The sequence below is a fragment of the Natrinema sp. H-ect4 genome (genome assembly GCF_041894845.1).
GTDB lineage: Archaea > Halobacteriota > Halobacteria > Halobacteriales > Natrialbaceae > Natrinema.
Genome location: NZ_JBHDYC010000010.1, coordinates 47,550 through 72,082, shown reverse-complemented (window position 1 = coordinate 72,082; position 24,533 = coordinate 47,550). Strand labels below are relative to the sequence as shown.

21 protein-coding genes and 1 pseudogene are annotated in these 24,533 nt (G+C 57.1%); 10 read left to right on the top strand and 12 right to left on the bottom strand.

The annotated features are described in order from the left end of the window. Positions 1–53 precede the first annotated feature (53 nt). On the top strand, positions 54–443 hold the full coding sequence (locus ACEWFR_RS14280) for a CopG family transcriptional regulator (RefSeq protein WP_374061685.1): 390 nt from the start codon (positions 54–56) through the stop codon (positions 441–443). A 20-nt stretch (positions 444–463) separates the two neighbouring features. Here the strand turns inward: ACEWFR_RS14280 and ACEWFR_RS14275 are convergent, their stop codons facing one another. From ACEWFR_RS14275 to ACEWFR_RS14260, 4 genes are all read right to left on the bottom strand, one after another. After that, positions 464–2,047: a cobyric acid synthase gene (locus ACEWFR_RS14275; RefSeq protein WP_374061786.1), complete on the bottom strand. Its 1,584-nt coding sequence runs from the start codon at positions 2,045–2,047 to the stop codon at positions 464–466. A gap of 221 nt (positions 2,048–2,268) precedes the next feature. Then, positions 2,269–6,099 carry a PQQ-binding-like beta-propeller repeat protein gene (locus tag ACEWFR_RS14270; protein ID WP_374061684.1) on the bottom strand — a complete coding sequence of 1,277 codons (3,831 nt, stop codon included), beginning with the start codon at positions 6,097–6,099 and terminating at the stop codon, positions 2,269–2,271. 247 nt (positions 6,100–6,346) lie between these two features. Further along, entirely contained in the window at positions 6,347–7,846 is a 1,500-nt protein-coding gene (locus tag ACEWFR_RS14265; protein ID WP_374061683.1) for a hypothetical protein, read from the bottom strand. Further along, positions 7,843–8,610, bottom strand: coding sequence for an ABC transporter ATP-binding protein (locus ACEWFR_RS14260; protein WP_374061682.1), 768 nt, complete (start codon positions 8,608–8,610; stop codon positions 7,843–7,845). The genes ACEWFR_RS14265 and ACEWFR_RS14260 overlap by 4 nt, the downstream gene beginning before the upstream one ends. A gap of 216 nt (positions 8,611–8,826) precedes the next feature. Here ACEWFR_RS14260 and ACEWFR_RS14255 point away from each other — a divergent pair, with 216 nt between their 5' ends. Both ACEWFR_RS14255 and moaC read left to right on the top strand, forming a co-directional pair. Further along, positions 8,827–10,326, top strand: coding sequence for an NAD(P)H-hydrate dehydratase (locus ACEWFR_RS14255; RefSeq protein WP_374061681.1), 1,500 nt, complete (start codon positions 8,827–8,829; stop codon positions 10,324–10,326). Beyond that, a complete protein-coding gene (gene moaC, locus ACEWFR_RS14250) occupies positions 10,319–10,840 on the top strand; it encodes a cyclic pyranopterin monophosphate synthase MoaC (protein ID WP_374061680.1) in 522 nt (173 codons plus the stop codon). The genes ACEWFR_RS14255 and moaC overlap by 8 nt, the downstream gene beginning before the upstream one ends. 207 nt (positions 10,841–11,047) lie before the next feature. On the opposite strand, the gene ACEWFR_RS14245 is transcribed toward moaC, so the two are convergent. From ACEWFR_RS14245 to ACEWFR_RS14230, 4 genes are all read right to left on the bottom strand, one after another. Then, positions 11,048–11,314 (bottom strand): hypothetical protein, encoded by a 267-nt coding sequence (locus ACEWFR_RS14245; protein ID WP_374061679.1) that lies wholly within the window; start codon positions 11,312–11,314, stop codon positions 11,048–11,050. Between the two features lie 204 nt (positions 11,315–11,518). Beyond that, positions 11,519–12,589: an RNA-guided endonuclease TnpB family protein gene (locus ACEWFR_RS14240; RefSeq protein WP_374061678.1), complete on the bottom strand. Its 1,071-nt coding sequence runs from the start codon at positions 12,587–12,589 to the stop codon at positions 11,519–11,521. Then, positions 12,571–13,206: an IS6 family transposase gene (locus ACEWFR_RS14235; RefSeq protein WP_374061677.1), complete on the bottom strand. Its 636-nt coding sequence runs from the start codon at positions 13,204–13,206 to the stop codon at positions 12,571–12,573. Before ACEWFR_RS14235 ends, ACEWFR_RS14240 begins: the two co-directional genes overlap by 19 nt. 38 nt (positions 13,207–13,244) lie before the next feature. Further along, the gene (locus ACEWFR_RS14230) at positions 13,245–13,469 is read right to left on the bottom strand and encodes a hypothetical protein (protein ID WP_374061676.1); all 225 of its coding nucleotides are present in this window, start codon (positions 13,467–13,469) and stop codon (positions 13,245–13,247) included. A gap of 55 nt (positions 13,470–13,524) precedes the next feature. On the opposite strand from ACEWFR_RS14230, the gene ACEWFR_RS14225 reads away from it, so the two are divergent. From ACEWFR_RS14225 to ACEWFR_RS14215, 3 genes and pseudogenes are all read left to right on the top strand, one after another. Further along, positions 13,525–14,244 (top strand): hypothetical protein, encoded by a 720-nt coding sequence (locus ACEWFR_RS14225; RefSeq protein WP_374061675.1) that lies wholly within the window; start codon positions 13,525–13,527, stop codon positions 14,242–14,244. Positions 14,245–14,506: 262 nt separating this feature from the next. Continuing rightward, positions 14,507–15,184, top strand: coding sequence for an IS6 family transposase (locus ACEWFR_RS14220; RefSeq protein WP_374061674.1), 678 nt, complete (start codon positions 14,507–14,509; stop codon positions 15,182–15,184). Between the two features lie 39 nt (positions 15,185–15,223). After that, a pseudogene (locus ACEWFR_RS14215) lies at positions 15,224–15,299 on the top strand (IS6 family transposase); the annotation flags it as partial. A gap of 412 nt (positions 15,300–15,711) precedes the next feature. Here the strand turns inward: ACEWFR_RS14215 and ACEWFR_RS14210 are convergent. The 3 genes from ACEWFR_RS14210 to ACEWFR_RS14200 form a co-directional block, all read right to left on the bottom strand. Beyond that, positions 15,712–15,981: a PadR family transcriptional regulator gene (locus ACEWFR_RS14210; protein ID WP_374061673.1), complete on the bottom strand. Its 270-nt coding sequence runs from the start codon at positions 15,979–15,981 to the stop codon at positions 15,712–15,714. Between the two features lie 644 nt (positions 15,982–16,625). Continuing rightward, positions 16,626–16,961 carry a hypothetical protein gene (locus ACEWFR_RS14205; protein WP_374061672.1) on the bottom strand — a complete coding sequence of 112 codons (336 nt, stop codon included), beginning with the start codon at positions 16,959–16,961 and terminating at the stop codon, positions 16,626–16,628. 4 nt (positions 16,962–16,965) lie between these two features. Further along, positions 16,966–17,361, bottom strand: a complete 396-nt coding sequence (locus tag ACEWFR_RS14200) for a hypothetical protein (protein WP_374061671.1) — start codon at positions 17,359–17,361, stop codon at positions 16,966–16,968. Positions 17,362–18,604: 1,243 nt separating this feature from the next. Between ACEWFR_RS14200 and ACEWFR_RS14195 the strand changes: the two genes are divergently transcribed. Next, the gene (locus tag ACEWFR_RS14195; protein ID WP_374061670.1) at positions 18,605–20,173 is read left to right on the top strand and encodes a hypothetical protein; all 1,569 of its coding nucleotides are present in this window, start codon (positions 18,605–18,607) and stop codon (positions 20,171–20,173) included. 72 nt (positions 20,174–20,245) lie between these two features. Next, on the top strand, positions 20,246–21,058 hold the full coding sequence (locus ACEWFR_RS14190) for a transposase (RefSeq protein WP_374061669.1): 813 nt from the start codon (positions 20,246–20,248) through the stop codon (positions 21,056–21,058). Positions 21,059–21,624: 566 nt separating this feature from the next. On the opposite strand, the gene ACEWFR_RS14185 is transcribed toward ACEWFR_RS14190, so the two are convergent. Continuing rightward, a complete protein-coding gene (locus tag ACEWFR_RS14185; protein ID WP_374061668.1) occupies positions 21,625–22,785 on the bottom strand; it encodes a signal peptidase I in 1,161 nt (386 codons plus the stop codon). Between the two features lie 470 nt (positions 22,786–23,255). Here ACEWFR_RS14185 and ACEWFR_RS14180 point away from each other — a divergent pair, with 470 nt between their 5' ends. Together ACEWFR_RS14180 and ACEWFR_RS14175 are read left to right on the top strand one after the other, a co-directional pair. Continuing rightward, the gene (locus ACEWFR_RS14180) at positions 23,256–23,771 is read left to right on the top strand and encodes a hypothetical protein (RefSeq protein ID WP_374061667.1); all 516 of its coding nucleotides are present in this window, start codon (positions 23,256–23,258) and stop codon (positions 23,769–23,771) included. Between the two features lie 49 nt (positions 23,772–23,820). Further along, the gene (locus ACEWFR_RS14175) at positions 23,821–24,486 is read left to right on the top strand and encodes a hypothetical protein (RefSeq protein WP_374061666.1); all 666 of its coding nucleotides are present in this window, start codon (positions 23,821–23,823) and stop codon (positions 24,484–24,486) included. Positions 24,487–24,533 lie beyond the last annotated feature (47 nt).

Sequence of the window (24,533 nt, the reverse complement as noted above, 5' to 3'; positions counted from 1 at the left end):
CGCTCGATGGACGGTCGAAACAGTAATTAATCAGCGGCGAACAGTATGACGATATGGCAAAAGATACCGTCAGATATCCCGACGACGTGGTCACGGAGATTGACGCGCTCGTCGACGACGGTATGTTCGAGAGCAAGTCGGAGTTCTATCGGTTCTCCGCGGAGTACGTCCTCACCCTGATCGATTCGGACCACGATATCAAGACGTTCAACTTCGACGAGATCAAGTCCGAACTCGACATCAGCGACCGCGACCACGCCAAAGCGCTGGGCGCCGACGGCGGGACCTTCTTCCTCGACGCCGTGATAAACGTCCGAAAACACGGTCTGCGCGGCAACTACGAGGCCGCCGAACGCTTCATCGACACCCACTACGACGAGACCGACCAGGAGTGTATCATCCTCGAGGAACTGCTCGGGACCTACCGCGACGGGTCGTCGTAGCCGCTGCCGTTCCGTTTTCGCTATTCGAGTCGCTCAAACGGTTCGCCCAGGGCCGCTAGCTCGACGTGATCACGAACCAGCCGCGCCGCCCGGTCGGCGGGCGTCTCGCCGGGTTCTTCCCCCGCCCCTGGCGAGTCCGTGGCGTCACGGTCGACCCCCGCACTCGCCGCGATGGTGTCGAGAAACGCCGTTCGGACCGACGCGTTGTCGAACAGGCCGTGCAGGTAGGTTCCCAGCACCCGCCCCCTGGCCGCACTCGAGTCCCCGAGCGGTCGGCTCACGTCCTCGAGCGCGCGGGTCCGACCGGCGTGAATCTCGTAGCCCGACGCGGGACCCGTGGCACCCTCGAGCAGCGGCGATGCGTCCCCGTCGACGGGAACCGTCGTCTGCTCGAGGCGCTTGTCGCCCTCGAAACGAGTCTCGACCGGTAACAGGCCCAGTCCCTCGACGACGTCGGCCTCGCCGGTCCCCTCGAGCGCGGCGTTGGTGATCCGCTCGCCGAGCAGCTGATAGCCGCCGCAGACGCCGACGATCGGTCCCTCGAAGGCTGCGAGTGCGTCGGCGAAGCCGGCGTCGTGGAGTGCAAGCAGGTCGTCGACCGTGTTCTTCGTACCCGGGAGGACGACCGCGTCGGCGTCGACGCCCTCGAGTGGATCGGCTGTATCGCCGTCGACCGGCACGTAAACTACCGAGACACCGGGTTCGGCCGCCAGCGCCTCGAGATCGGTCGCGTTCGAGATTCGGGGCAGTCGGGGGACGGCGATCCGAATCCGGCGCTCTGCGGGAACACCGTCGTCGTCGCCGACGACGCCCCGTTCTTCGCTCCCGGGGAGTCCAACGCTGTCCTCCTCGGGGAGGCCGGGATCGTCGTAGGGCAGGACGCCGAGAATCGGGACGCCGGTCTTCGACTCGATCTCCTCGATTCCGGGCTCGAGCAGTGACGGATCGCCCCGGAATTTGGTGATGAGCGCGCCGACGATGCGCTCGCGGAGGGCGTCGGGAACGAGTTCGATCGTCCCGTAGAGGCTGGCGAAGGCTCCGCCGCGTTCGATGTCGACCAGCAGAAGGATGTCGGCGTCGGCGAACCGAGCCGTTTCGACGTTCGCGAGATCTCGATCGTGCAGGTTGATCTCGCCGATACTGCCCGCGCCCTCGGCGACGATCACGTCGTTGTCGGCCGCGAGTCTGCGATACGATTCCTCGGCCGCCTCGCGCGCCCGCTCCCAGTACTCATCGTAGTACGTGCCGGCGGGCACGTGCTCGTGGGCCTCGCCCTGCACCACCAGCTGGCTCTCGCCGTCGCCGCGGGGCTTGAGGAGCACCGGGTTGCAGTCCGTGGTCGGGGTCGTGCGGGCCGCTCGAGCCTGGACGAACTGGGAGACGCCGATTTCGCCCCACTGGCCATTGGAATCGTCACCTGCTTCGATGCTCTGCTGGCCGTCCGCGTCCGGCCGAACGACGACTCGAGCGTTGTTGCTCATGTTCTGGCCTTTGAACGGCGCGACGTCGATTCCGCGATCGGCGAGCAGCCTGCAGAGGCCGGCGGCCACCGTCGACTTGCCGACGTGGCTCGCGGTTCCGGCGACGAGGAGGGTTCTGGTCATCCGCGTTGGGCGGTACTCAGGGAGCCGGTAATTTCGTCCTGTCGATTCATGGTGGACGACGAGCGGTTGGCCAGCGTCCGGGTCTGACGGGTCGGTTTCGAGCAGCCGCTGAGCGATTTTAGTCATCTTCGACCGAGCGAAGCGGTCGCAGTCTGCTCGTCGTCTCGGTTTCTTTCGATTGACACTCCCTCGAGAACGCCGTCTACGCGGGAGACTGTGGCTCAGTCGCGAGTACGTCGTCGGTAGGCGTACAGGAGACCAGCAAGACAGACGAGTGCGCCGATCACGAGACCGATCTCGGGCGTCAAGCCGCCATCCTCGTTCGAATCTTCACCGGAAGCGGGCGTCGATTCGGGTTCCTGATCCGGTTCGACGGTTACCGCTCCGATGACCGACCCGTCGACAGCTATGTCGTAGGTCCCCGGCGCGTCGAACGCGACCGGGAGCGTGGCCGTCGTCTCACCGAACGCCTCGACGTCGAGTGGCCCCGCTGCGACGGGGTCGCCGTTGGCCAGGACGACTGCATCGTACGTCCCGTCGACACCGCCGTCGTTTGCGACCGACAGCCGTACGTCGACGTGCTCGCCCGGGGTAGCAGTCGATGACGAGACCGTCTCGTCTCGCACGTCGAAGACGGGAACGGTCGAGCCAATCGCGAACACGGACAGGCCGGGCGATGTCGACTCGAAGACGAAGTGACTCGAGGTCTCGTCGACGGGCGTCGCGTCGAGATAGCGCCACCGCGTCCCCTCGTCGCGGTACAGTGCGACGGTATCGGGATCGAGACCGCTGGTTTCGAGGTGACGCTTCTGTACCCGGTATTGGAAGGTCACGTCCTCGATGTCGTCGTCGCTAACGGAGTGGTCGACGACGACGTACCCCGCCGGAGTCGCGCCGGTGTCACGCCGAAACGTCTCCTCGCGAGCGCTCGATTCCGAGCGCTCGTAGGTTGTGACGTTCAGCGTGAAGTCCTCGCTGTTGGTTACGTTCACGGCGAGTTGGGAGACCGAGACGTTATTCGTAGGGGAGTGCTCTCCGTCGGCTTGATCGCCGTTGGTGGCGTTCCCGGAGTCATCGAAGACGAGGACGACCGGGACTCCGGCCTCGGTGTTCGTCACCGAAACGTTCGATGAGACGTTACCGCCGCGTTCCCCGGTTTCCACGACGACGGTCGTCTCCCGGTCGGTGGAAGTGTCGGTCGGTGGCGAGGGGTCCGGCTCCTGAGGGCGCGAGCGAACGGTCAGGGTACGGACAGCCGTCCCTCGGTTCCCCGCCGCATCGGTCGCGTTCATCGTGACGACAAACGTCCCGGCTGTCCCGAAGGTGTGACTCGTCGTCGCGCCGGTCGTGCTCGTCCCGTCGCCGAACGCCCACTCGTAGTCGACGATCCCGCTGTTGTCGATCGAATCGGTAGCGTCGAAATCAACCGTCGTACCGACCCACACGGTGGAGGCGTTTCCGAGGACCGCCGTTGGTGGTGTCGTATCGGTGACCGTCACCAGGTGCGACGCAGTCTGCTGATTGCCCGCCGCGTCGGTCACGGTCAGCGAGACGGTGTAGGACCCAGGATCGCCGAAGGTGTGGGTTGCCGTTGTACCGGTTGCGTTCGTCCCGTCGCCGAACGCCCACTCGTAGGCGACGAGTTCCCCGGTATCCGTCGAATTCGTCCCGTCGAACGCGATGACGGTGTCCTCGTCTACTGTTCGATTCGAACCGCCGTCCGCGACGGGCGACGTGACGTCGACGGTGACGTTCGTTATCGCTGAGAGTGGCCCACTGTTGCCGGCGGCGTCGGTCGCCGTTGCCGTCAACGCGTGCGTCGTTTCGGAAAGCGCCGAATCCGGTGTGAACGACCACGCACCGCCCGCATCAGCGTTCGTCGTTCCGATCGTTCCAACCTGATCGGATCTGATCGTGACTGTCGCGTTCGCTTCTGTCGTGCCCGTCACCGTCGGCTTCTCCTCGTTCGTCACGTTGTCCGCGTCTGAGCCGCCCGTATCGCTTCCGGCGGTGAGATCGGGAGCGGATGGCGTCCCGGGAGCCGAGGTATCGATCACAACGTCGAGACCGTCCGATTCCGGGCCGGTGTTGCCGGCGTCGTCGGTCGCCGTCGCCGTCAGCGTGTGGGTCGCTTCCGAGAGCGCTGCACTCGGCGTGAACGACCACGCACCGCCTGCATCGGCGGTCGTCGTTCCAAGCGTCCCGTCACCGTCCGAGCGGATCGTGATAATCGCGTTCGCTTCTGCGGTGCCAGTCACCGTCGGTTTCGTCTCGCTCGTCACGTCGTCCGTGCTCGAGCGGCCGGTGTCGCTCCCAGCGGAGAGACCCGGCGTCGACGGAGCGGCCGGGGGAACCGTATCCACGGTCACGCTGTCGGACTCGCTGTTCGCGCCGTCCGCACCGTCCCCGTCTGCCGCCGTGAGGATCGTCACGATGTACTCGCCGTCGCTGTGTCCGGGGTGCGTCGCGGTGTAGCTGTAGCTTCCCCCGTCGCTGCTTTCGGTGAAATCCCCCTCCTCGAGCGTCGCGGTTTCGGCTCCGCTAACCGAGACGGAGATGTTCGAAAGGAGCGTATCGGAGTCGAAGGTGACCTGCACGTCCTGCCCGGATGGGTTGGTCGCGGTCACGTTCGAAATCGTCGGCGCGGGCTGCTCGAGCGCGTAGAAGTGGCTGCCAGAACCGTAGTAGAGGTAGCCGTTCCAGGCGAGCGGCGTCGGGTAGAGATTCGCTGTCGGCGAGTCGTAGTACCAGCGTTCGGTGCCGTCGGTCGCGTTAAAGGCGTAGACCGTTCCGTTACCGAAGTCGGAGAGATAGAGGGTGTCACCGGCGACGACCGGCGCTCCCCGGAAGCCATTCCTCGTAACGCTCCAGATTTTGGTACCGTCCGCGGCGTTCAGTGCGACGAGATCGCCGCCGCGACTGCCCGCGTAGACGACGCCGTCCGCGTATACCGGACTGGCGTCGAGGTCCCCGGCCACGGTGTAATTCCAGCGTTTCGTCCCGTCCGTGGCGTTGATCGCGTACAGTTGCCCGTCGCCCGCCGTTTCCCCGTGGCTGCTGTCACTGCCGATGAAAACGGTGTCGTTAGCGACAGTGGCGTCCGATTGAATTGCGTCGATGGCGGTGTAGTTCCAGATCTTCTCTCCCGTGGTCGCGTTCAGCGCGGTGACGTTGTCGTCGTTCGCTCCAAAATAGACCACGCCGTCTACGACGGCGGGATTCGATTCTACCAGAACCGGCTGGTACAGCGTGTAGTGCCAGAGTTCCTGACCGGTAGTCGCGTTCAGTGCGGTCATATTCCCGTCGTTACTGCCGAAGTAGACGACGCCGTCCACGACCGTCGGGGCCGATCGGACGTCCGTCTGCGTCGAGTAATTCCACTGTTCGGTCCCGTCGGTCGCATCGATCGCGTGAAGCTTGTAATCGTTCGTCCCGAGATAGAGGACGCCGTTTGCGTACGCGGGCGTGGTCCACGTCGAGCCCGAGCCGCCACCGGGCGTCGCGTTCCACTTTTCTGCGCCCGTTTCGGGATCGAGCGCGTAGAGCTTCCCGCCGTCGTGGAACGCCGTGTATAGCGTGTCACCGACGATGGTCGGTTGCATCACCTGTGGCATGCCGTCCGAGATATTCCACGCTTCGACCGGCGTCGTGGAGGGACCCGTCTGATTCGGATAGTAGCCGCGATTCGCCGGGCCGCCGTGGAATTTCGCGTTCGCCTCGTCGACGGTCACCGTTTGACTCGCGAGGCCGCCGACCGAGACATCGCGGGCACCGGTTTGCCAGAGCGTTTTGGTAAACGACACGGTCGTCGTTTCGCTTGCGGTCAGCTGCCCCGTTTCGTAAACGACGACATCCCCGTCGACGACCAGTGTTGCGTTGTAGTCCTGTTGTGAACCGCCCGTGTTCGTAACGGTGACGGTCGCAGTCACGGCGCTGCCGGTGTACATCGTCCCCGGCGTGATCGACGCGTCACTGTAGACGATATCCGGTCCGTTCGTGGTCGATGCGGCGACTGCCGAAAACACCCCGAAAAATCCCACCATCGACGTCATAACGAGCAGCAGAGCGAGCGTTATGGCGCACATATTGTTTTTACAGACTTTCATTTTCCCCTTACTACCGATAGCTGCGAATAGCACAGCCATATACGCTCCGAAAGATGTTTTATATTTTTTATTATGCGGTGAATCAGCTAGACCGGTGTCGGTCACAGCGGTTCGGCACCGGGTAGGATTACAACGGACACCCGAGCGGTGACGGATCCGAGCCTGGAGAGTCGCCCCTAGAATGTCAGATGATCTATTCCATCCGATATCGCGCGTCCCAGCGCGGTCCGGCGCGACTCGAGAGCACGACCCCGACGATCCCCAATCCGATCCCGGCCAGCGTGAGGACGGCGGCGAGTTCCAGTGACGGCGGGACGACGACGAACCCGGCGACCAGCGTCGGGACGAGCGCGACGGCGACGCCGACGGTAAACGTCATGAACCGGACGGCATCGAAGAGAAACTCGTTAGGATCGAAGCCGGCGATGTAGACCGTCAGGCCGTAGTAGTACAGCGCGTAGCCGGCCAGCAAGACGGCCCCGACGACGGCGTCGACGAGCGTCGCGTCGAACCAGATGACGGCTGCGAGGTAGGGCATCGCGACCGTCGGCGCGCCGACCAGGACGAACGCGATCCGCTTCGCCCGGAAGACGTCCGCGATCGAGACGGGGTAGGTGAGGTAGTCCTCGAGCGAGTCGAACTGCGTCAGCCAGTTGTAAGTCGTAAAGGCCGAGAGCCCGAGGACGCCGCCGAAGAAGATCCCCGGCGCTGGCGCGATGCCGGTGATCGAGTCGACGACGCCGACGAGCGTGGCCACCAGTGCGAGCAGAATGCTCGCCGAGACGAACGGCTTCCAGACGCCGCCGGAGGAGCGCGCGAGGTCGAGCAGCGTTTTCGTCACTAGCGGCGCGTCGTCGATGGGAAGTACGTCACTGAGTCGTGCGAAGCGATCGGTCGCGGTCCGCGAGGGCCGACCGTAGGTCGGGTCGTAGATCGCGAGCGCCCCTGTCGCGACGATGAGGGTCCCGACGGCCAGCCCGCCCGCGGTGATCGCGGATCCGCGCATCGGAACGAAAACGGACTGAACGAAACTGAGCCCGCCCATCGCCCAGCCGCCGAGGACGGCGAGACCGATCGCCACCCCGATGGCCCACGTCGGCGCGCCCCGGGTTCGGACGGCGATTAGCGCGACGGTGACGGCCATTCCGACGGCGAAGACGAGGAAGAGCGAGAGCCAGAACAGCCCGACGTCGAACGGGGTCGCGGCCGACAGTCCGTCCAGGGCCGCGCTCCCCAACGCCATCGGCAGGACGAACGCGACGCCGTAGAACAGCGCGTCCTTCAGAAGGAACGCGCCCAGCAACCGCCGCCGCGAGAGCGGCAGCGTCGTCGACGAGGAGAGCAGTAAGGAGAGCCGCCCGAAGACGTTCTCGAGCATGTCGGAGCCGGCGAAGCCGGCGGTGCCGCTGTAGAGTCCGAAGGCGAGGGCGAGGACGTGAAGACCGCTCACGATCGTCCCCGGCGCGGTGCCCGTCTCGACGAGGGCGACCGTCGCACCCACGGTGAGCAGCGCGATCACGAACGGGAAGAGCGCGAAGCGCCAGCCGCCGAACAGCTGGGTGTGCATGCGCCACTCCTCGCGGAAGAGTATCGCGAGCAGCCGTCGGAACGAGAGCCCCGAATTGACGTAATTCGAACCACCTCGAGCCGCGGGCTCGGTTCCAGTTCCGGTTCCGGTTTCGGTCCCACTCATGCGTCCGGCCCGTCCATCCGCTCGAGCGTCGGCACGTCCCGTGCGTCGGCCCCGTTGACGCGGTCGAGGAAGAGCTCGAGCAGCGATTCGTCGCCCGCGTCGCCGTCGGTGATCGTCCGTTCCGTGACGAGTTGGCCATCGGCGACGATGCCGACGCGGGTGCAGATGTCCTCGGCGACGTCGATGTTGTGCGTCGAGACGAAGACGGCGTTGTCGCCAGCCGCGTAGGAGACGAGGAATCGCTTGACCTGCTCCTGGACGAGCGGGTCGAGGTTCGCCAGCGGCTCGTCGATGAAGACCACGTCCGGCTCGTGGACGAACGCCTGCGCGATCATCACCTTCTGTTGTTGCCCGCGGGAGAGATCGGTGTGCAGCGTGTCGAGCTTGCTTTCGAATCCGAGTCGTTCGGCCCACGCCGCGGTCTGATCGGCGACTCGCTCCGGGCGGAGATCGCGGACCTCGCCGACGAACTCGAGATACTCACGCGGCGTGAGAAAGCTCGGCGGCGACCCCTGTTCCGGGAGGATGCCGACCCGCCGGCGCGTCTCGATCGGCTCCGTCGTGGGATCGGTCTCGAGGACGCCCACCGTTCCTGCGTCCGGTCGAATCTGTCCCGTCAGCGTCCGGATCGTCGTCGTCTTGCCGGCACCGTTCGGCCCGAGAAAGCCGTATAGCTCCCCCCGTTCGACGGTGAACTCCATCCCGGAAACCGCCTCGACCGATCCGTAGGACTTCCGCAGCCCGTTGACGCGAATTGCAGCCATTGAACGACGAACTATTCTCACGAATTGATAATAACAATGCTGGTAGCGGAACCGACGAGTTGTTGATTCGACCGTCGCTTGGGCGGCATCTCGATTCGAACGCGGCTCGCTCGAGAGTTCGATCCGAACGCGGGTCGCGGACGAGCCTCTCGAGGTCGAACGCAACGCCGTCCGCTGTCCGCAATCTTCAACGGTCGGCCGGTCGAACCCTCGCGTATGATCACAGGCGAGCGAATGGCCGCCGTCGACGCGAACGCCGCGGCGCTCGGCGTGTCGCGAAAGCAGCTGATGGAGTCGAGCGGACACGCCGTCGCTCGGGCGGTTCGGGACGTTGCGGAGCCGGGTGCTCGAGTCGTCGTCGTCGCCGGCCGCGGGAACAACGGTGGGGACGCGTTCGTCGCAGCTCGATTCCTGGACGGTCCCGAACGTCGTTCGGGATCAGACCGGGACGCATCGCGTTCCGGGCGTGAGTACGACGTGACGACGCTGCTGCTCGGCCGCGCGGCGCTGATCGGCACCGACATCGCTCGCGAGAACTGGGACGCCCTGCAGCGGTCCGATTACGAGACGCGAGAAGTAACCGACTCGAGCGAGTTCGAATCCCACTCGAGCTCGTTCGATCTCGACGAGGCGGACGTGATCGTCGACGCGATGCTGGGAACGGGAATCAGCGGCGACCTTCGGGAACCGGCTGCGAGCGCGGCGGCAACGATCAACGAGGCCGACGCGACCGTCGTCGCCGTCGACGTGCCCTCCGGGTTCGACGCCGACGGAGGCGACCACGCGGACAATGCCGTGGCGGCCGATCGCGTGGTCACCTTCCACGACGCGAAACCGGGGGTGGACGAACTCGACGCAGAGGTCACCGTCGCGGATATCGGCATTCCGACCGCGGCGGAGCGGTTCGTCGGCCCCGGGGACATCGATCTCGCACGGCCCGACGGTCGCGCGGGCCGACCGTACATTATCGGCGGCGGTCCCTACACTGGCGCGCCGGCGCTCGCGGCACAGGCTGCGCTTCGGGCCAGCGCCGAACTCTCCTTCGTCGCTGCGCCCGAGTCCGTCGCCGGCGAGATTCAGGGGTATAGCGAGGATCTCATCGTCCAGCCGTACGAGAGCGACGTTCTCACGCCCGAACGGGCCGAGGACCTCCTCGAGACGGCCCAACAGTACGACAACGTGGTCGTGCTGGGCCCGGGGCTCGGCACCGCCGACGAGACCCTCGAGGCGGCCCGGCAGTTCCTCGAGTCGTACACCGGTCGCGTCGTCGTCGACGCGGACGCGCTCGCGGTCGTCCCCGACCTCGAGACCGACGCCACGTTGGTCTGTACGCCCAACAGACGGGAACTCGCAAGAATGGGTGGACCGGACGTCGACGACCTGGCCGACGTGGCCGACGAGATCGAAGCGTTCGCGGCCGAGTTGGGTCACGTCGTGCTCGCCAAAGGGGCGACGGACGTCATCACCGACGGCGAGCGAACGCGGCTCAGCCGCTCGGGAACCGCGGGGATGAAAGTCGGCGGCACCGGCGACACGCTCGCCGGAATCGTCGCGGCGCTGCTGGAACACGCCGAGCCGCTCGACGCCGCCGCAGCGGGGGCCCACGTCAACGGCCTCGCGGGCGAACGACTGGCGGAAACCCAGGCCTTCGGTTTTCTCGCCTCTGAACTGCTCGAGGAAATTCCCACGGCCCTGTGGGGTGGTGCGGATGAGTGAAACCCCCGACGAGCGGCCGACGACGGAGGGGGCCGCGGACGCCGACGACCTCACCCACACCACCGACGAGGGCGACGTCCAGATGGTCGACGTCGGCGACAAACCCGACAGCGAGCGACGCGCGGTCGCCGTCGGCGAGATCCGCCTGCAGCCGTCGACGGTCGAGGCCATCCGAGCGGACGGGATTGGCAAGGGAGACGTCCTCGCGACCGCCCGCGTCGGCGCGATCCAGGCCGTCAAACATACGTGGGAGACGATCCCGATGTGTCACCAGATCCCGATCACGAACGTCGACACCGACTTCTCGCTCGCCGAGGATCGGATCGAACTCCGCGTCGCCGTCGAGACCACCGGGAAGACAGGCTGCGAGATGGAGGCCCTCGAGGGCGTCACGACCGGCCTCAACGTTGTCTGGGACATGGTGAAAGCCGTCGAGAAGGACGAAGACGGGCAGTACCCCGACACCGGAATCGAAAACGTGCGCGTGCTCGCGAAGGAGAAGGAGCAAGCGTAGTGGGGAGTAAGTAGTGACTGCCGAAATGACACTGACGACACCGCTGTGTAACCTGCTCGAGGTTGAGTACCATGGGAGAGGGGGATGAGTATCTCGAGGTGATTATCGAAGCCAGGGACAATACCATCGCCACGCAAGGTAGCCTCTCACTCCTCCACGTGTCACCTACCCGACCCTACACGCCTTCAGTGTGTTGAGGGGAGAGCGTTAATTCGAATCGTCGTCGTTGGACCTGTCACGCACTTCAATTATCTCCGCCGCTACGTCTTTCACGTGCTGCTGGTGGGCAGCCGAAGTCCGGACGCTTTTGGCCGCATCGAGTTGGTCATTGACGACCGCGTTCTGTTGTGGCCCCCACGTTTCTGGCGGCTCGGATTCGATGTATTCGACCCAGCGCTTGATGCCTTCAATGCGTTGCTCACGGTTCCGTTCGTGCTTCGCGTCGAGGTGCTCACGCGCGTTTGAGTCGCTCATATTCGGTTTCAACGTCGAGCCGCGTTACCCACTCTTCGAGGCGAGGGACACTAAGACTTTCCTCGAAGAGCGTGTGAAGTACCCCGCGCACGGTGGCGCGGGGCGTCCGTGTTTACTCTGGCACTGCTGAGGCAACGGATTTTAATTCCTCTCGCGCTTCCATCTCTGGTTGCGCCGACGTTCCGTGTCGGTCAACACCCGAACTCAAAATGAGTCCGTGAGAGTCGGGGCCTCCACCAGCCCCCGATGCGTCCATCTCACCTTCTTCACTCGTGGAAGGGTTTCGAGAGACGGCACATTCTCATTCTGTTCATCAAACCAATTCTGCACGACGCACACCGCCGCCTTCCTATCAGAATGGTCTTGGAACTCACACTGACGGCACTTGAATCGCTTCTTATGGCGATTCGCTCGTACCGTATGCTGGCACTCCGTTCTCGGGCATCGCTGACTCGTGTATTCAGGGTCAACCTCATCGCTGGGAATCCCATCCCACGCAGCCTTGTAGGAGACCATCTCTTGGAGTGCTGCAAATGGCAGCGAGTGTAGGCGACGGTTCATCCGCGTTCCGTAGTCAATGGAGTCTCGCATGTCTTTGAGGTTTTCAAAGACAATAAGCGGGTTCGAAAACTGCGAGACCCATTCGACTACTTTCCGCGATACTTTGTGCAGGCAGTCGTGAACGTAGTCGCGTTCTTCAGTCTGTACGACTGTCTCAAATGCGGTCTGCTTGGCTTTCTGCATCCGCTTGCGCTTGGTGAAGAACTCGTGGCGTTGTTCTTTGACTGATGGATACTCAAACACCACGGAGTCTTTCACCGAACTGCTCCGACTCATCGCAATGAGAGCGATGCAGTCCTCGTTTACATCCACGCCGATAATCGTGTCTGCATCGACCTTGCTGGCGACTTGATGATTCTCGTGCGTGACGGTGACGTGGAGTCGCCACTCACTGTGTTTGTGAACGACTTCAGCGGTACCAACCCGCCACTCCTCGTCGTTGAAGGCAGTCCGTAGACGATCGAAGTGGTCAGGGCTGCCACAGAGTTTGCCTTTGACGTGCGTTCCTCTCGTGGCAGTGACACGGAATCGAACCGTACCGTCGTCTTCGAAGAATAGGCGGTAGCCTTCCTCGTGGTTCATCACCACCGGGTACGACTCGTCAATGTATGGATAGGGTCGGCCCCACCCGTCATCTTTGTTGTCATGATAGGTTTCAATTTCACCGAGTGCTTTGTCAACGATGAGCATCGTGTTCAGATAAGCTGATTCCATGCGAAGGCGAACGATCTGAGCCACTGATCAGCAGTGTCTGCGTGAGCGTTACTAAAGCAGTTTGAGAAGGATGAGGTTCGGCGTTTTATCTCACGAAAGACACGTTCGATACTGTTCCGATTTCCATGTCGTTCGTATCTGAAATCGAGGCCATGTCGTTGACAAGCGTAGTTCAGTGATTTATCGCCATCGACAAGAAACACGGCGTCATCGACGTCGTGTTTCTCACGTAATTCCGTGAAGAACGTACTGGCTATGACCTTGGTTCTAGTCGGCTCAAGCTTTGTATGCAGTAATTCATTTGACTCTGGATCGACAGCGGCGTACAGCCAATACTGTTCATCGCCGAGCCGGATCACCGTCTCGTCAACCGCAACGTGATCCGGACTTCGACAGGGATCGGGCTGTAAATCTGCCTTGTGAACCCAATTATGAACCGTCGATCGAGCCCGTTCAACACCAAATATCTCGAGAACTCGAACAGTATTCGAAAGCGAGAGTCCAGCAAGATGGAGTTGAATACTGAGCTTCATCAACAGCCGCGGTGTTGCTTCTCGCTCCACAAAATCCAAGTCGAACTGGCCGATACTAGGACTGAGGCGTGCGTTTTCGGGCATGAATCACTTTGAAAACGCCACGCCTCACTCCTTCAGCCTTATCTGAACAGCACCACGATGAGTTGGCTGGTGTTTTTGACGTGGTTGGCGTTGTCAACAACGGTTGATTTAATGTCGCCCCAATCCCAGCCATGTCGGTCGAGACGGTTGGCTTCGTTGCAGATGCGTCGGGCTTCGAGACAGCCGGTTTGCAAGTCGTCGCCACTCCCTGTCTGGATGTCTAGTCCGAACGACAAAGTGTGGGTGAGTTCAGACGACTGCACTATGTTCCAGTATGGTTTGACACTTGTTAACTGTTGTGTTTGACGTGCTTCACCAATGGGCACGGTGGCCCGTGGTACTCGCGCTGCTATTTTTCATAGAGATATTTTCGATAACTGTTACTGCTACTACTTCTATTATTTTTATATTTATCCCAACTCCCTCGCTTGCCCTTTTGCACGTACTTATCAACAACAGTACCATAGTAGAGAATACGATATGGATGGGGGTACTTCGGAGCGGGGATCGAATCGATTACTGCTCGGACCACTGCCGGACGAGGGGGAGATTCCCTCGTATCTCGAGCGCGTGCGACCGTCCGACCGGGCCGCACCGAAAGTAGTTATTTCGACTCGTCATCCGCCGTCGGCGATTCTCGATTGCCGACAGACCAGCGACTCCTGCTCCTCGCGGATAGACATTATTTCAGTCAGTGGTATGAATCACGGTTCACCGGTAGATCCTGACGTGACTGAGAGACATACTGGACAGCTGAGTGCGGTCAATCGGAGCGACTTGACTGGTCTCGGAACCGAGATCAGTGAATTGCTCTCACGACGCGACCACGACGCTCCGGTGGAACTCTGGTTCGATTCGGTAACGTCGTTGATCCCCGCCATCGACTTCGAACGGGTATTCAGGTTTCTCCACATCCTCACCGCTCGCGTCGAGCGCTTACGTGCCACCGCGTTCTACCTCGTCGATCCGGCGGCCCATGATCCACAGACCGTGACGAGCCTCACGTACCTGTTCGACACCGTTCTCGAAATGGACTAGTGCGGGCCTGAATCGAACGGGGGCAGTTATCTCCTCCTCTAGTAGCCACTGAAACGATTTACACACTGATCGAAACGCCGTCATGCGATCAGATATGAATTGACTTTCAGTGGCTACTATAGTTTGGAACAACGGAAGAGAGAATCCGTCCGTACTGTATTCGATCGCCGACCCGCTCGAGCACCCGTCAGTAAACAGCCTCGGGCGCGGGGCGCTGTTTCGTTAAGCGTGAAAAGTGAGGCGGCACGATTTTGTGGTGCCTATGCCAAAAATCGACCGCCTCAGCGGGTGTAGCGACTGGACCGATTTGAGTTTTGTGGAGCGAGAGCGGACACCGCGCCAGTTGATGGAACTTGGTATTCGACTCCACCTTGCAGGACTATTGCTTTCGAATACCGTTCGAGAATTGGAGAAGTTCGGTGTCAAACGTAGTCGAAAGGCCGTTCATGATTGGGTTCACAAGTGCGATCTACAGCCAGCTGTTGACGAGAACCCGAATCACATCGCGCTCGACGAGACGGTGATTCAAATTAACGGACATCGATATTGGCTGTACACTGCTGTTGATCCAGAGACGAACAAAATCCTCCATACTCGGCTGTACTCAACGACTACGACCGTGTTGACAGAACGGTTCCTGCAGGAACTCACCGAGAAACATGATCTCGACGATGCCGTGTTTCTCGTCGATGGAGCAAAACACCTCCAAACTGCACTCCGTCGATCCGGGCTCCGATTTCGATATGAAAAACATGGAAATCGGAACGCTGCTGAACGTATCTTCCGAGAGATAAAACGTCGAACCTCTTCGTTCTCAAACTTCTTTAGTCAGAGCGTGTCATACAATAGTTCTCAACAGATATTATTCTGGGTATTAATCTTGAATAAAACCAATAACTGTCGAAACTACAGTCTCATACGCGAATCGAGAGCTGTATAATCGTCAGGTAGAGGGTGTGAGACGTATTCTATGACACGCTGTTAGTCACACAAAACCGTCAACAGCAGAATCATGGCTTCAGGCCTTCGCCGTCTGGCACAATGCTACAAACTAAACACGACCATCCAACCAGAGACCAAATCCCAGCTATAACACCGACTACGGCCATCGCTACTGAAAACCACTAATTTGCCATCTGGAACAGTATCAATGGAGTTAGACGAGATGAATACTTCGTAGACTACTCCCGCAATCATTCCGATTCCACCAATTGAGAGAAGTACTGGGACGAGAGCTATACTCCCAGATACGACACTAGAGAGCCCCATACCTCCAAGAATAGCACCACAGACGGCTAACGATGCATAATAGAGACGTGCTTTAGTCATATCTATAACACTCGTACCTATCGGTATATCTTTTTCTCCGGTGAAGAATTCGGCCCTACAGACGCCGAGACATTCGCATCTGTAGTGAACAACTGCCTCCTATCAACATAATGTTCTTTCAACAGACCGAGCAGAACATCACAGATATTGTTCTTCCCATTCACGGCGTTGTTCAATCATCTCGAGTCCATTATCACTGATCGCATAATAGTTCGTTCGTCTATCGAGTTCACCTTTTCCGACAATCTCCTTATCCACCAGTGTGTCTAGATTTGGATACAGTCGGCCATGATTGACTTCTGAACTGTAGTATCTTTCCACTTCTTCTTTCACGTCTTGCCCAGACGGTTTGTCAGCACCTGCAATTACGTATAGTAAGTCTCGCTGGAATCCAGTTAGATCGTGCATGATTGTATCAAGCAGTGGAATTTACCTTTGTTATTATTACGATACGGAATATAGTTATGAATTACTTGTCAGCACTCTCCAATGGAATCTCTCTAGTGGATACGTATCACAGCGTAAGTGCTTGGTACTTACCCATTCCTAATTTTACTTCTGGGGGAGCATCTCAACCTTCGAATTTTCAATTTAGAAATCGCTTATCGCAGAGGTGAACTGCCGACTCAAAGGTGGGTCTTTGGAGATGATCAGCCTCGGATCGAACTAGTGGAAGCGGTAAGTACAGATCTGGTACTGACCACGAGGTTAGTAATGAAGTGACGGCAGCCATTGATCTGCTTTGGGTTGGGTCATTGAAACAGTCGATAACTGCCGTTCTATGGGAGTATCTGAAGACGGTTATTCAGAGGTGTTGTATACACTACTACTCCATATCGCCATTGAAATTCGACTACTATAGTCGGTATCAAGCGATAAGCAGGTACACTCTGCAACCCCCGATATCTGATTCACTCCCTTCTAACCGAATACCATTGTCAGTGCAGGTAGAAGTTTGACCAGAATAACTACGGATCGAACCAGGTAATTACTATTCATATCCAATTGTTAAAATAAACTTCCAATAGAGAACGTAGGAAAAACTACGTTACCTATTCCGCCTCACTGCTAAATATTCCGTGACCACCGGCGATAACCTCGCCATCTGGCGGCATAGGTGGTGGATCACCGTTTTCCCCCGATTTCTTATCTTCTTTTTTGTTCTTCCCCTTTGGTGGGGTAACTGGCTGGTCTGTCTTGTCATCGTCTTTTTCACCGTTAGGTGAGTCGTCATCGGGAGACCGCGTATCACCAGTATTCTCAGACGATTCATCAGCGTTAGAATTGTCAGTGTCTGTATTGTCTCCACTGTTTGAGACAATGCGAAGTCCTAACAGTGACGCGACGATACCGGCACCGCCAGCAAAAGACTGACGGCGAGTCGGCATCTACTCAACCCTCGTATGTTTCGCCGTCGCCTTTATCCCTCCATCCTGAGTTGGCATTCCCGTTTACAGTGAAGACTTCTTGCGTCCCGTCACCCCATTCGTAAACGGCGTTGATTGTGCCCTCACGGTTGTTGCTGATTTTGACTTGTGGGCCTTGTTGTTGGTGGTCTCTGGTTTCGACTTCAATCCCGTCTGTTGGCACGTGAACCGTTTCAGGTTCAGGGTCCGGTTCTGGGTCTCCTTCCCCTGGGTTGTACGTCTCTTCTTCCTCACTATCGAAGTCTGCTGTACCACCGGCAACTTTCTTCGCTCCGAGGTTAGTCAGGTGGATGTGCCCATCACCAGTCACATCGCCATTGACCATGTTTTTACCGGCGTCGTGAACATCAACGCTCAACATGAATTCTACCTCATGCGTGAGTTCTGCGTCTTCCGTGTATTCTGAACCGCCGTGGTCATACGGTGTTTCGATATCTTCAGGATCGAAGTAATCGAGGAGTTCAACACTCCCAGCAGCATGTTGCCGTGTGCCTTCGTAATCAGTATCCCCGAAGTGCTCTTCAGAAATATTGATGTTTGACTCTGAGAGAATCTCGCGTGTTTTCCCATTGATACGCGCTGAGAGCGTGTAATCGAAGTGTGTGGCTTCGTGAGTGAAGTTTTTCTACTCAACAAGGATTTGGATGTCTTCCAACATCAACGACTGGAGCCGTCCACTCTGGGACTCTTGATAATGCGTCTCTGGAACCCCAAACCACCCAGTTTCAACTTGTTCGTCGGCGGAGACTGACCCCATGAGAGCTGCGCCACCGAGAGTTGCCGCTCCAATTCCGCCTGCACCAGCGATGAATTTGCGTCGATTCATTTTGTTGTACCGGCCTTCTTCGTTTCGATGGGCATGATGTCACCACCCCCGTCACGTTGTTAGACCGACATTCAACTTGTCCAATTGGTCAATTATTAGTAATTTATATCTTACTAACTTATAGCAATTTATTACCTCGGATAACACATTGAGTCCCAGTCTCATTACCGGGGCCTTCAACTGTCTATCAGTAATACCATCTATACTAACCAAACTGATAAACAACTTCAAGAGGGATGATTTCACGAGTTTAGTCCCAAATATATCTCAGGTAGGAGACTTTTACCGTTCGCTTCGGCAGCCTCAGGATGACCAATATAATGACGGGGTATTGTTCAGTTCGCACCTGTAGTTATCACTCAATACAGATAAACTGCTTACTAAGGTAAAATCGATGAAAACTTAGTTGATAGAGATAGTCTAATAACTTCTGACCATAGTTATTCATGATGCATACATTCTCATGGTCGATGGTGAGAACCGACTTTATGAATTGGGACACTACACATCGAGGACGGCCGCATTACGCTGTGTGAACTGTTCTCTGACACTCTCAAACGTCTCCTATCGGTAGTAGGTCTCGGTGGCGAAATGAAACAGCGGTATCTCCTCGGGTTCTTTGAGAAAAAGACAAACCGGATACCGCGAAACATGACTTCAGACCCAGTCAGATGAAGACGTCTTCTGAGGTACTAAGTCTCTCTGAGAGAATGTAATCAAATTCGAAGTGTACAAGCCGTTCCAGAACAATTCTAGATTAGAATCCGCCGGTTAGACCATGGCACGCCTGTTACTTTACGTTGGACTTGCTCTGATGGTGGTTGGTGTCGGTCTTTTTGCTGTGCCCACCGGCAGCTTCAGCTCTATTGGGGGTGACCGCCCGGTCGACATCTCTCTCGCTGACGACGACAATGCGTTTCTTGGCATGCATGAAACAGGGGTTGAAGTCAACCATCCGACCAAAGCCGTCCGAGTGGCGGAGATCAGGAACAACTTTGACTCAAGCCTGACCGTCTCGTACGAAGCCAGTATCGACTCCGACGCAGTGTCTTTAGAGCACCCATCTGAGTCTGTTACAATAAGCCAGGGTAGCAACCAGGCCATCCGAGCTACTTGTGCTCCTCCAAACGGTGGGAGCGGGACTGCTACATTGACCGTCACTGTCCATGAGGCGGAAGCCGATGGCACTACCCTTTCCGAAGCGACGTTAGAAGCGTCTGTGAATTATGACTGTCCGGGCAAACCCAGTGGACCGCCGGCCGAAGGCGGAGACCTACCGGAGAACAGCGTTGCGTTTATCGACAGCAACGATAACAGCGTGTACGATGAAAACGAGGAGGTCCTTGACAGATCGGAGCTGAGGTCATTCGACGATGATTCGGCGAACCTGGTCGTTAGCTCCGGTGAAACCATCTCCTATGGGTATCAGGACGTAGAGATCGAAGCAAAATCGGTTACTGTCTATGGAACAGAACTCGAAAGCGACAGCGATATATCTATTTCGGCAGAGGACGGGAGAATACACCTTGAGGAATCCACGGTGAGATCTAACTACGGGGAGATCGAGTTAGAGGCCGATTCCGTTACGTCCACCAACTCGGAAATACGGACAGATTCGGCGATCACCGTAACGGGAGATTCTGGAACAGTCGATTTAACCGGGAGTACTTTGAACTCGAGATACGGGGAAGTAGAGGTTTCCGCTGTCTCTGTTGACGCGGAAAACGTACAGATAGATACTGAGAGTTCGATCGAAGTTTCCACGGAAGCAGATCTGAACCTCGACAATGCGAATATAAATTCGGACTATAGATCAATAGAAATCAATGGAGGTTCCGTCAGTGCCGCTGGAGCCACCGTTGAAACAGATGAACAGATAACGATTACCGGTGATTCAGGACCGGTCGATATCAGCCAGGGAACCATTTCCTCAAAGAGCGGCGAAATCACAATTACAGGCGGCTCGGTTACTGCTAACAAAGCCTCGCTGGAAACGGAATCCTCGATAACGGTAGAATCGGATGCCGAGTCGATCAGCATGGTAGACGCATCACTGATCTCAGACTACAGTAATATCGAAGTGATCTCCGCGGCAGACCTTGATGCATCAAACACGGTTTTCGAAACCGATGCCAAAGTAACAGTTAGCTCCGTAGGAGATCTCCTGTTGAACAGCTCGGAAATCAGGACTGACTACGGGGAAGCAACGGTAGCCCTCAACAATGGTTCGTCGACATTAGAAGTTGATGGCGCTTTGATTGAGGACAACGACAACAACCTGGTTTACAGCCCAAACGGTGTAACCGTTAACGGAACACCGGAGACCGGTCAAGTCACACCTGGTTGACACCCTCCCACGCCTGAACAGTAGTTACTGAAGTAGCCAGACAACGATTATCGTCGCGGTCGTTGTCTCGATATGGTCGAGACAACCGAAGCAACGCAGGTGACTCGTGCAGCGTCGTCACTGCTGTTTCCCGAGTTGGAGTTCGGGATCGCTACTAACGGCACCTATCCGAGCGAGGACTTCCAGCGAGTCCTCGCTCGGATCGCATTCGACAACGAGTTCGCCAATACTGGTGCGAAAGCGTATCAACTTGCCCGTGGCGACGATATTCCTATTGATGCTACCGCCCGAAATCCGCTTGCGCGGGCACTCCTCTATCATTTGCGTGGACTCGACGCGGACGCGGTCGAACTGATCGTCGACCGCGTCCGCGAAGCGATCCTTGAGGAAGCAGCTCGCAATCGCGTGTTTAATCGGCCAGCTGACGTCGCAATCGACGTTCACGACTGGCTCTATTACGGGGACGAAGAGACTCCTCGCGTCTGTACAACGAATCCAGCACAAGGAACCGATCGCGCGTACAAGTTCGCTACTGTCTGTATCATCGATCCGAGCGTCCGCTTCACGCTCGAATCGGTAGCCTTGGAGGGCAGCGATACCGACGAGTTAGCGGATGCACTCCGCCAACTCGTCTCAGAAGCCCGCGAGTACGTCGAAATCAACCGACTTTACCTCGATCGTGGCTTCTATCGTGTTCACCTCGCCCTCGCGCTCGAAGATCTCGACGTTGAGTTCCTAATGCGTGCGCCGCAAACACGGAAGGTACAGCAATTCATTGACGACCACGACAGCGATACGTTCATCGCAGAGTACGAGATGGCTCGATCGAATCCTCCGACGGGCCGGACGACAGTCCGTCTCGTCGTCGTTCCGCACCGAACATGAGATGACGACCACTTCTGTCTGGTTACCAACTGTGATCTCGACGTCGGCACTGACGTCGAGATCGCTCGACCACTGGCCGAAGCATATCGCCGTCGGTGGGGGATCGAAACGTCCTATCACAAGATTACGGAGTTTCTCCCGAGAACGTCGTCACCGACGTTCTCAGTACGGCTATTTTACTTCTTATTCGCCGTCGCGCTGTACAATCTGTGGGTGTTAACAAATCTACTCGTGACGCCACGCCGGACGGTCGGGACGACTGGATCCGTCCCGACCGCCCTGTTTCGCGCGTTTCTCGGGCAAATACCGTACGGATAGCAGCTATCTCGGCGACTGACTCGGGCTGTTCAGCCCGAGTCAGTACGCCCCTCAGTACTGGCAAGACTGGAAGAACAACGGCTGACGAAAAGCTTCGGCAGCTGTTCCACTCTTTGGATAGCACTGAACACGGTTTCACGAAGCCGGAGTTGAGAACGAGGCTTCAATCCTTGCGGCTTTCCTGGTTGAATCAGCAACTACTGTAAAGGCGCGGGTATTCTCCTCGCTCTTTATAATAATCTTGGCTGTCACAGGAATCGTCTCTTCAGCTTTTCGAGGAACGAGATGTTTCGACTGGCCGAACGGAGACGGACAGAGTCAAACCCAATAGTGACAATACCGAGACTAAGCGCCCCAACAAGTAGTACAGAGTCCACTGCCGCTACAGCCAGAAGCGGGTGTATTTCATGCAGTGCAAGAATAACTGAACGGGGGAGAAACGGCAGATAACGGTGCTGGGAGACCTCCCTACTATATGCACCGGTCTCTGCTGGTGCCTGTATCGTCAGGCCGATTGTTTCTTCCGAACGAGGGGAAAGACTGACAACCGATTTTGAAAATGAAATATCCTGATTATCCGTCTCGAGAACGGTCATCATGGGAATATACCCGTCATTGCTTATCTGGTACTCAATCGTCGATGTTTCTCCTTCAGGCACAACAAGCGGGTTATCGTTGGGTGATTCCGAACTAACAATGTCGAGGCTGCTTGAACCAGACCCCAGCACCATACTGGCCGTTGCGGGAGCGATAATGACAACTGCTATGATAAGAAAAATCATTCCAGAGGTATAGTATCCGCGACGTCGACGGCTATGATTTTCCCTCTTCCGATTCCCTGTAAGAGAGTCCGCTACCAAATTGACTACGATAAGTAAACCTCCGACAACTACCAATGCCATCGGAGACAACTCACCGTTGACCAAATCTCCCAGCCCCGGAACTCCTACAAAAACCGCAATAATACCTGATATCATCCCTTGGATTGCTAAAACACCGGATCCAAGGTTTGGAATAACGACGATCTCGCCGTTAAACTGTAACGCCTTCGCAACGATCTGAGACTCCGAAACCGGCGGCTCAGGGCCATCTTGATCCGTGAATGCATTCGCATCTCCCTGGGTGATATACCCCACCTCCGTTTGATCGACGACACGGTGTGTGGTCAACCCCCCTCCCTGTAGCTCCTCGGCGTTAAAGACAACGACGTCTCCAGACTCAGGTGGACCTGTCAAGGCAGTTGGAACAGCAATGAATCCATCTCCTGGCTCGAGCTTGGGTTCCATGCTACCGGTCTCCACATAGCCAAGAAGAATAGGCTGTCCGAGGGCCTGACCGAAAAATAGGGCAGCCACCGCTAGGAAAATCAGTATCAACACAGTATACTGAATGATATCGCTGATTTTCACTTCTCACTGTACCATAGTTCTGGACAGTGATAAAACGCGTTATCAGAGAGGCAACATGGAAAACAGCTTTTTGACTCTGTAACCAGCCTTATAGATGAACAAGGTGTCTGGAGGCTCGACCCTGAGTCGGTTCAACATCTTTCGAGATAGTTCCCCTCCCTCAAGGAGTGAACCGCGTCAGCGGCGAGCGAGGAGGGCAGGGTAGTTCATAACATCGGAGTTGAATCAGCTTTGAGATATTTGCGTGTACGCTACCCCCTTTTTATACAGAATCGGATTCAAGCCGGGCTTTCTGACAGGAAAGCCTGGCGAGAAGTCTTTCAAGCTGGAAAATACAAAGTGGGTAGGAGTTCATTAACAGGTTAGGAACACAGTACTCCCTGTGTTAAAACCAACTCAGAACAATGGTACTCAGTAGACGCAACGTATTAATCGGACTCGGAGGGATAGTTGGGGGAGGCGGTCTCCTCATGAGCACGGGCGCATTCACAACAGCGAGTGCGGAACGCGAGGTCAACGTCTCCACTGCTGGCGACGGGAGCGCATTCCTCACTCTTACCGGGGATGGCGACTACGTCTCAGATGAGAGTGGAGATACCTTAACACTTGATCTAGGGGGACCAGACGGGAATGATGATGCCACAGGTTTCAACCAAGAAGCAGTTACAACCCTAACCGGTGTTGTAACGATAACGAATAATGCCGCCGAGGACACCTCTACCACAGTTGGTGTCTCAACGGACCCCGCAGGATCCGCTGAAGCCGGTGGAAGTGCTTCGCTCCAAGTCCCTAGTGGAGATCCTGAGGCAGTTGTGACGTTTTACGTCAGTGATGAAGAAGAGGAAAGCAGTGTCGGTGAGGGTGAAACACGCAGTATCGATACAGGTGAGTCAGCGTACCTTGATGTCGAGATTGATACGCGTGATGATACCTTGGGCGATACTGATGCAAGCGATGATGATAGCTTGACGATTGTTGCAGAATAAAAACTAATAATTATAGATTAACAATATAATGAATCGGCGTAATGTACTCATGGCGGTCGGTACACTGGCAGTTGGTTCCGGGGCAGCACTTGGAACCGGAGCGACAGATATTGTTAGAAGTAACAACTCAGACAGTAGCTTTCGAGTGGTTGCTCCCAAATCTAGCCTTACAATCGAACTATTCAATGAAGGTAATTATAATGAGAACGTTGAGATAAAAGACACGAATATGTTTGATAGTGCTCCGGACACTTCTGAGCTCCCTCTCATCTATGTCTCAGATAACGACGGAGAGATGGTGACAGTACAAATCGCGGTCGGACTCGGAACCACGCATCAATTCAACCACCTATTTAAGGTAACAAATAATAGCGACCAGAATAGCCAGTTTGACATCGGGTTTGAATACAGTTATTCAGAAAGCCTGTCAAACTACGACACAATCGATACGTCGGATGCCAGGAAGGTCTTCAAACTAATCCATGGAGATCAGACGCTTGTTTCTCCTGACCCAGAGGATGATGATGCTTCTGAACCGGCAAACCAAGTTGGAGTACCGACAGGGAAATCTATCGAAATCGGTCTTAAAACAGACACAAATGTTCCAGGGTTAACAGAAGAGTTCTCAGGCAACGTATTCGGAGATGCTAAGGACGAGAATAGAAGTATAGAGCTGATTGAGGAGGTAACAGCGAGGGCCGAACGAACAATATAACCCACTATATATAGTTGGATAGTATGGAAAATAAAGGTTTTAGCTCA

Bases quoted from the DNA above. Each gene is read 5' to 3' on its own strand.
- ACEWFR_RS14280 (WP_374061685.1), top strand. From the start codon at position 54: ATGGCAAAAGATACCGTCAGATATCCCGACGACGTGGTCACGGAGATT.
- ACEWFR_RS14275 (WP_374061786.1), bottom strand. From the start codon at position 2,047: ATGACCAGAACCCTCCTCGTCGCCGGAACCGCGAGCCACGTCGGCAAG.
- ACEWFR_RS14270 (WP_374061684.1), bottom strand. From the start codon at position 6,099: ATGACGTCGATGGTGGGATTTTTCGGGGTGTTTTCGGCAGTCGCCGCA.
- ACEWFR_RS14265 (WP_374061683.1), bottom strand. From the start codon at position 7,846: ATGAGTGGGACCGAAACCGGAACCGGAACTGGAACCGAGCCCGCGGCT.
- ACEWFR_RS14260 (WP_374061682.1), bottom strand. From the start codon at position 8,610: ATGGCTGCAATTCGCGTCAACGGGCTGCGGAAGTCCTACGGATCGGTC.
- ACEWFR_RS14255 (WP_374061681.1), top strand. From the start codon at position 8,827: ATGATCACAGGCGAGCGAATGGCCGCCGTCGACGCGAACGCCGCGGCG.
- moaC (WP_374061680.1), top strand. From the start codon at position 10,319: ATGAGTGAAACCCCCGACGAGCGGCCGACGACGGAGGGGGCCGCGGAC.
- ACEWFR_RS14245 (WP_374061679.1), bottom strand. From the start codon at position 11,314: ATGAGCGACTCAAACGCGCGTGAGCACCTCGACGCGAAGCACGAACGG.
- ACEWFR_RS14240 (WP_374061678.1), bottom strand. From the start codon at position 12,589: ATGGAATCAGCTTATCTGAACACGATGCTCATCGTTGACAAAGCACTC.
- ACEWFR_RS14235 (WP_374061677.1), bottom strand. From the start codon at position 13,206: ATGCCCGAAAACGCACGCCTCAGTCCTAGTATCGGCCAGTTCGACTTG.
- ACEWFR_RS14225 (WP_374061675.1), top strand. From the start codon at position 13,525: ATGGGCACGGTGGCCCGTGGTACTCGCGCTGCTATTTTTCATAGAGAT.
- ACEWFR_RS14220 (WP_374061674.1), top strand. From the start codon at position 14,507: ATGCCAAAAATCGACCGCCTCAGCGGGTGTAGCGACTGGACCGATTTG.
- ACEWFR_RS14210 (WP_374061673.1), bottom strand. From the start codon at position 15,981: ATGCACGATCTAACTGGATTCCAGCGAGACTTACTATACGTAATTGCA.
- ACEWFR_RS14205 (WP_374061672.1), bottom strand. From the start codon at position 16,961: ATGCCGACTCGCCGTCAGTCTTTTGCTGGCGGTGCCGGTATCGTCGCG.
- ACEWFR_RS14200 (WP_374061671.1), bottom strand. From the start codon at position 17,361: ATGTTGAGCGTTGATGTTCACGACGCCGGTAAAAACATGGTCAATGGC.
- ACEWFR_RS14195 (WP_374061670.1), top strand. From the start codon at position 18,605: ATGGCACGCCTGTTACTTTACGTTGGACTTGCTCTGATGGTGGTTGGT.
- ACEWFR_RS14190 (WP_374061669.1), top strand. From the start codon at position 20,246: ATGGTCGAGACAACCGAAGCAACGCAGGTGACTCGTGCAGCGTCGTCA.
- ACEWFR_RS14180 (WP_374061667.1), top strand. From the start codon at position 23,256: ATGAGCACGGGCGCATTCACAACAGCGAGTGCGGAACGCGAGGTCAAC.
- ACEWFR_RS14175 (WP_374061666.1), top strand. From the start codon at position 23,821: ATGGCGGTCGGTACACTGGCAGTTGGTTCCGGGGCAGCACTTGGAACC.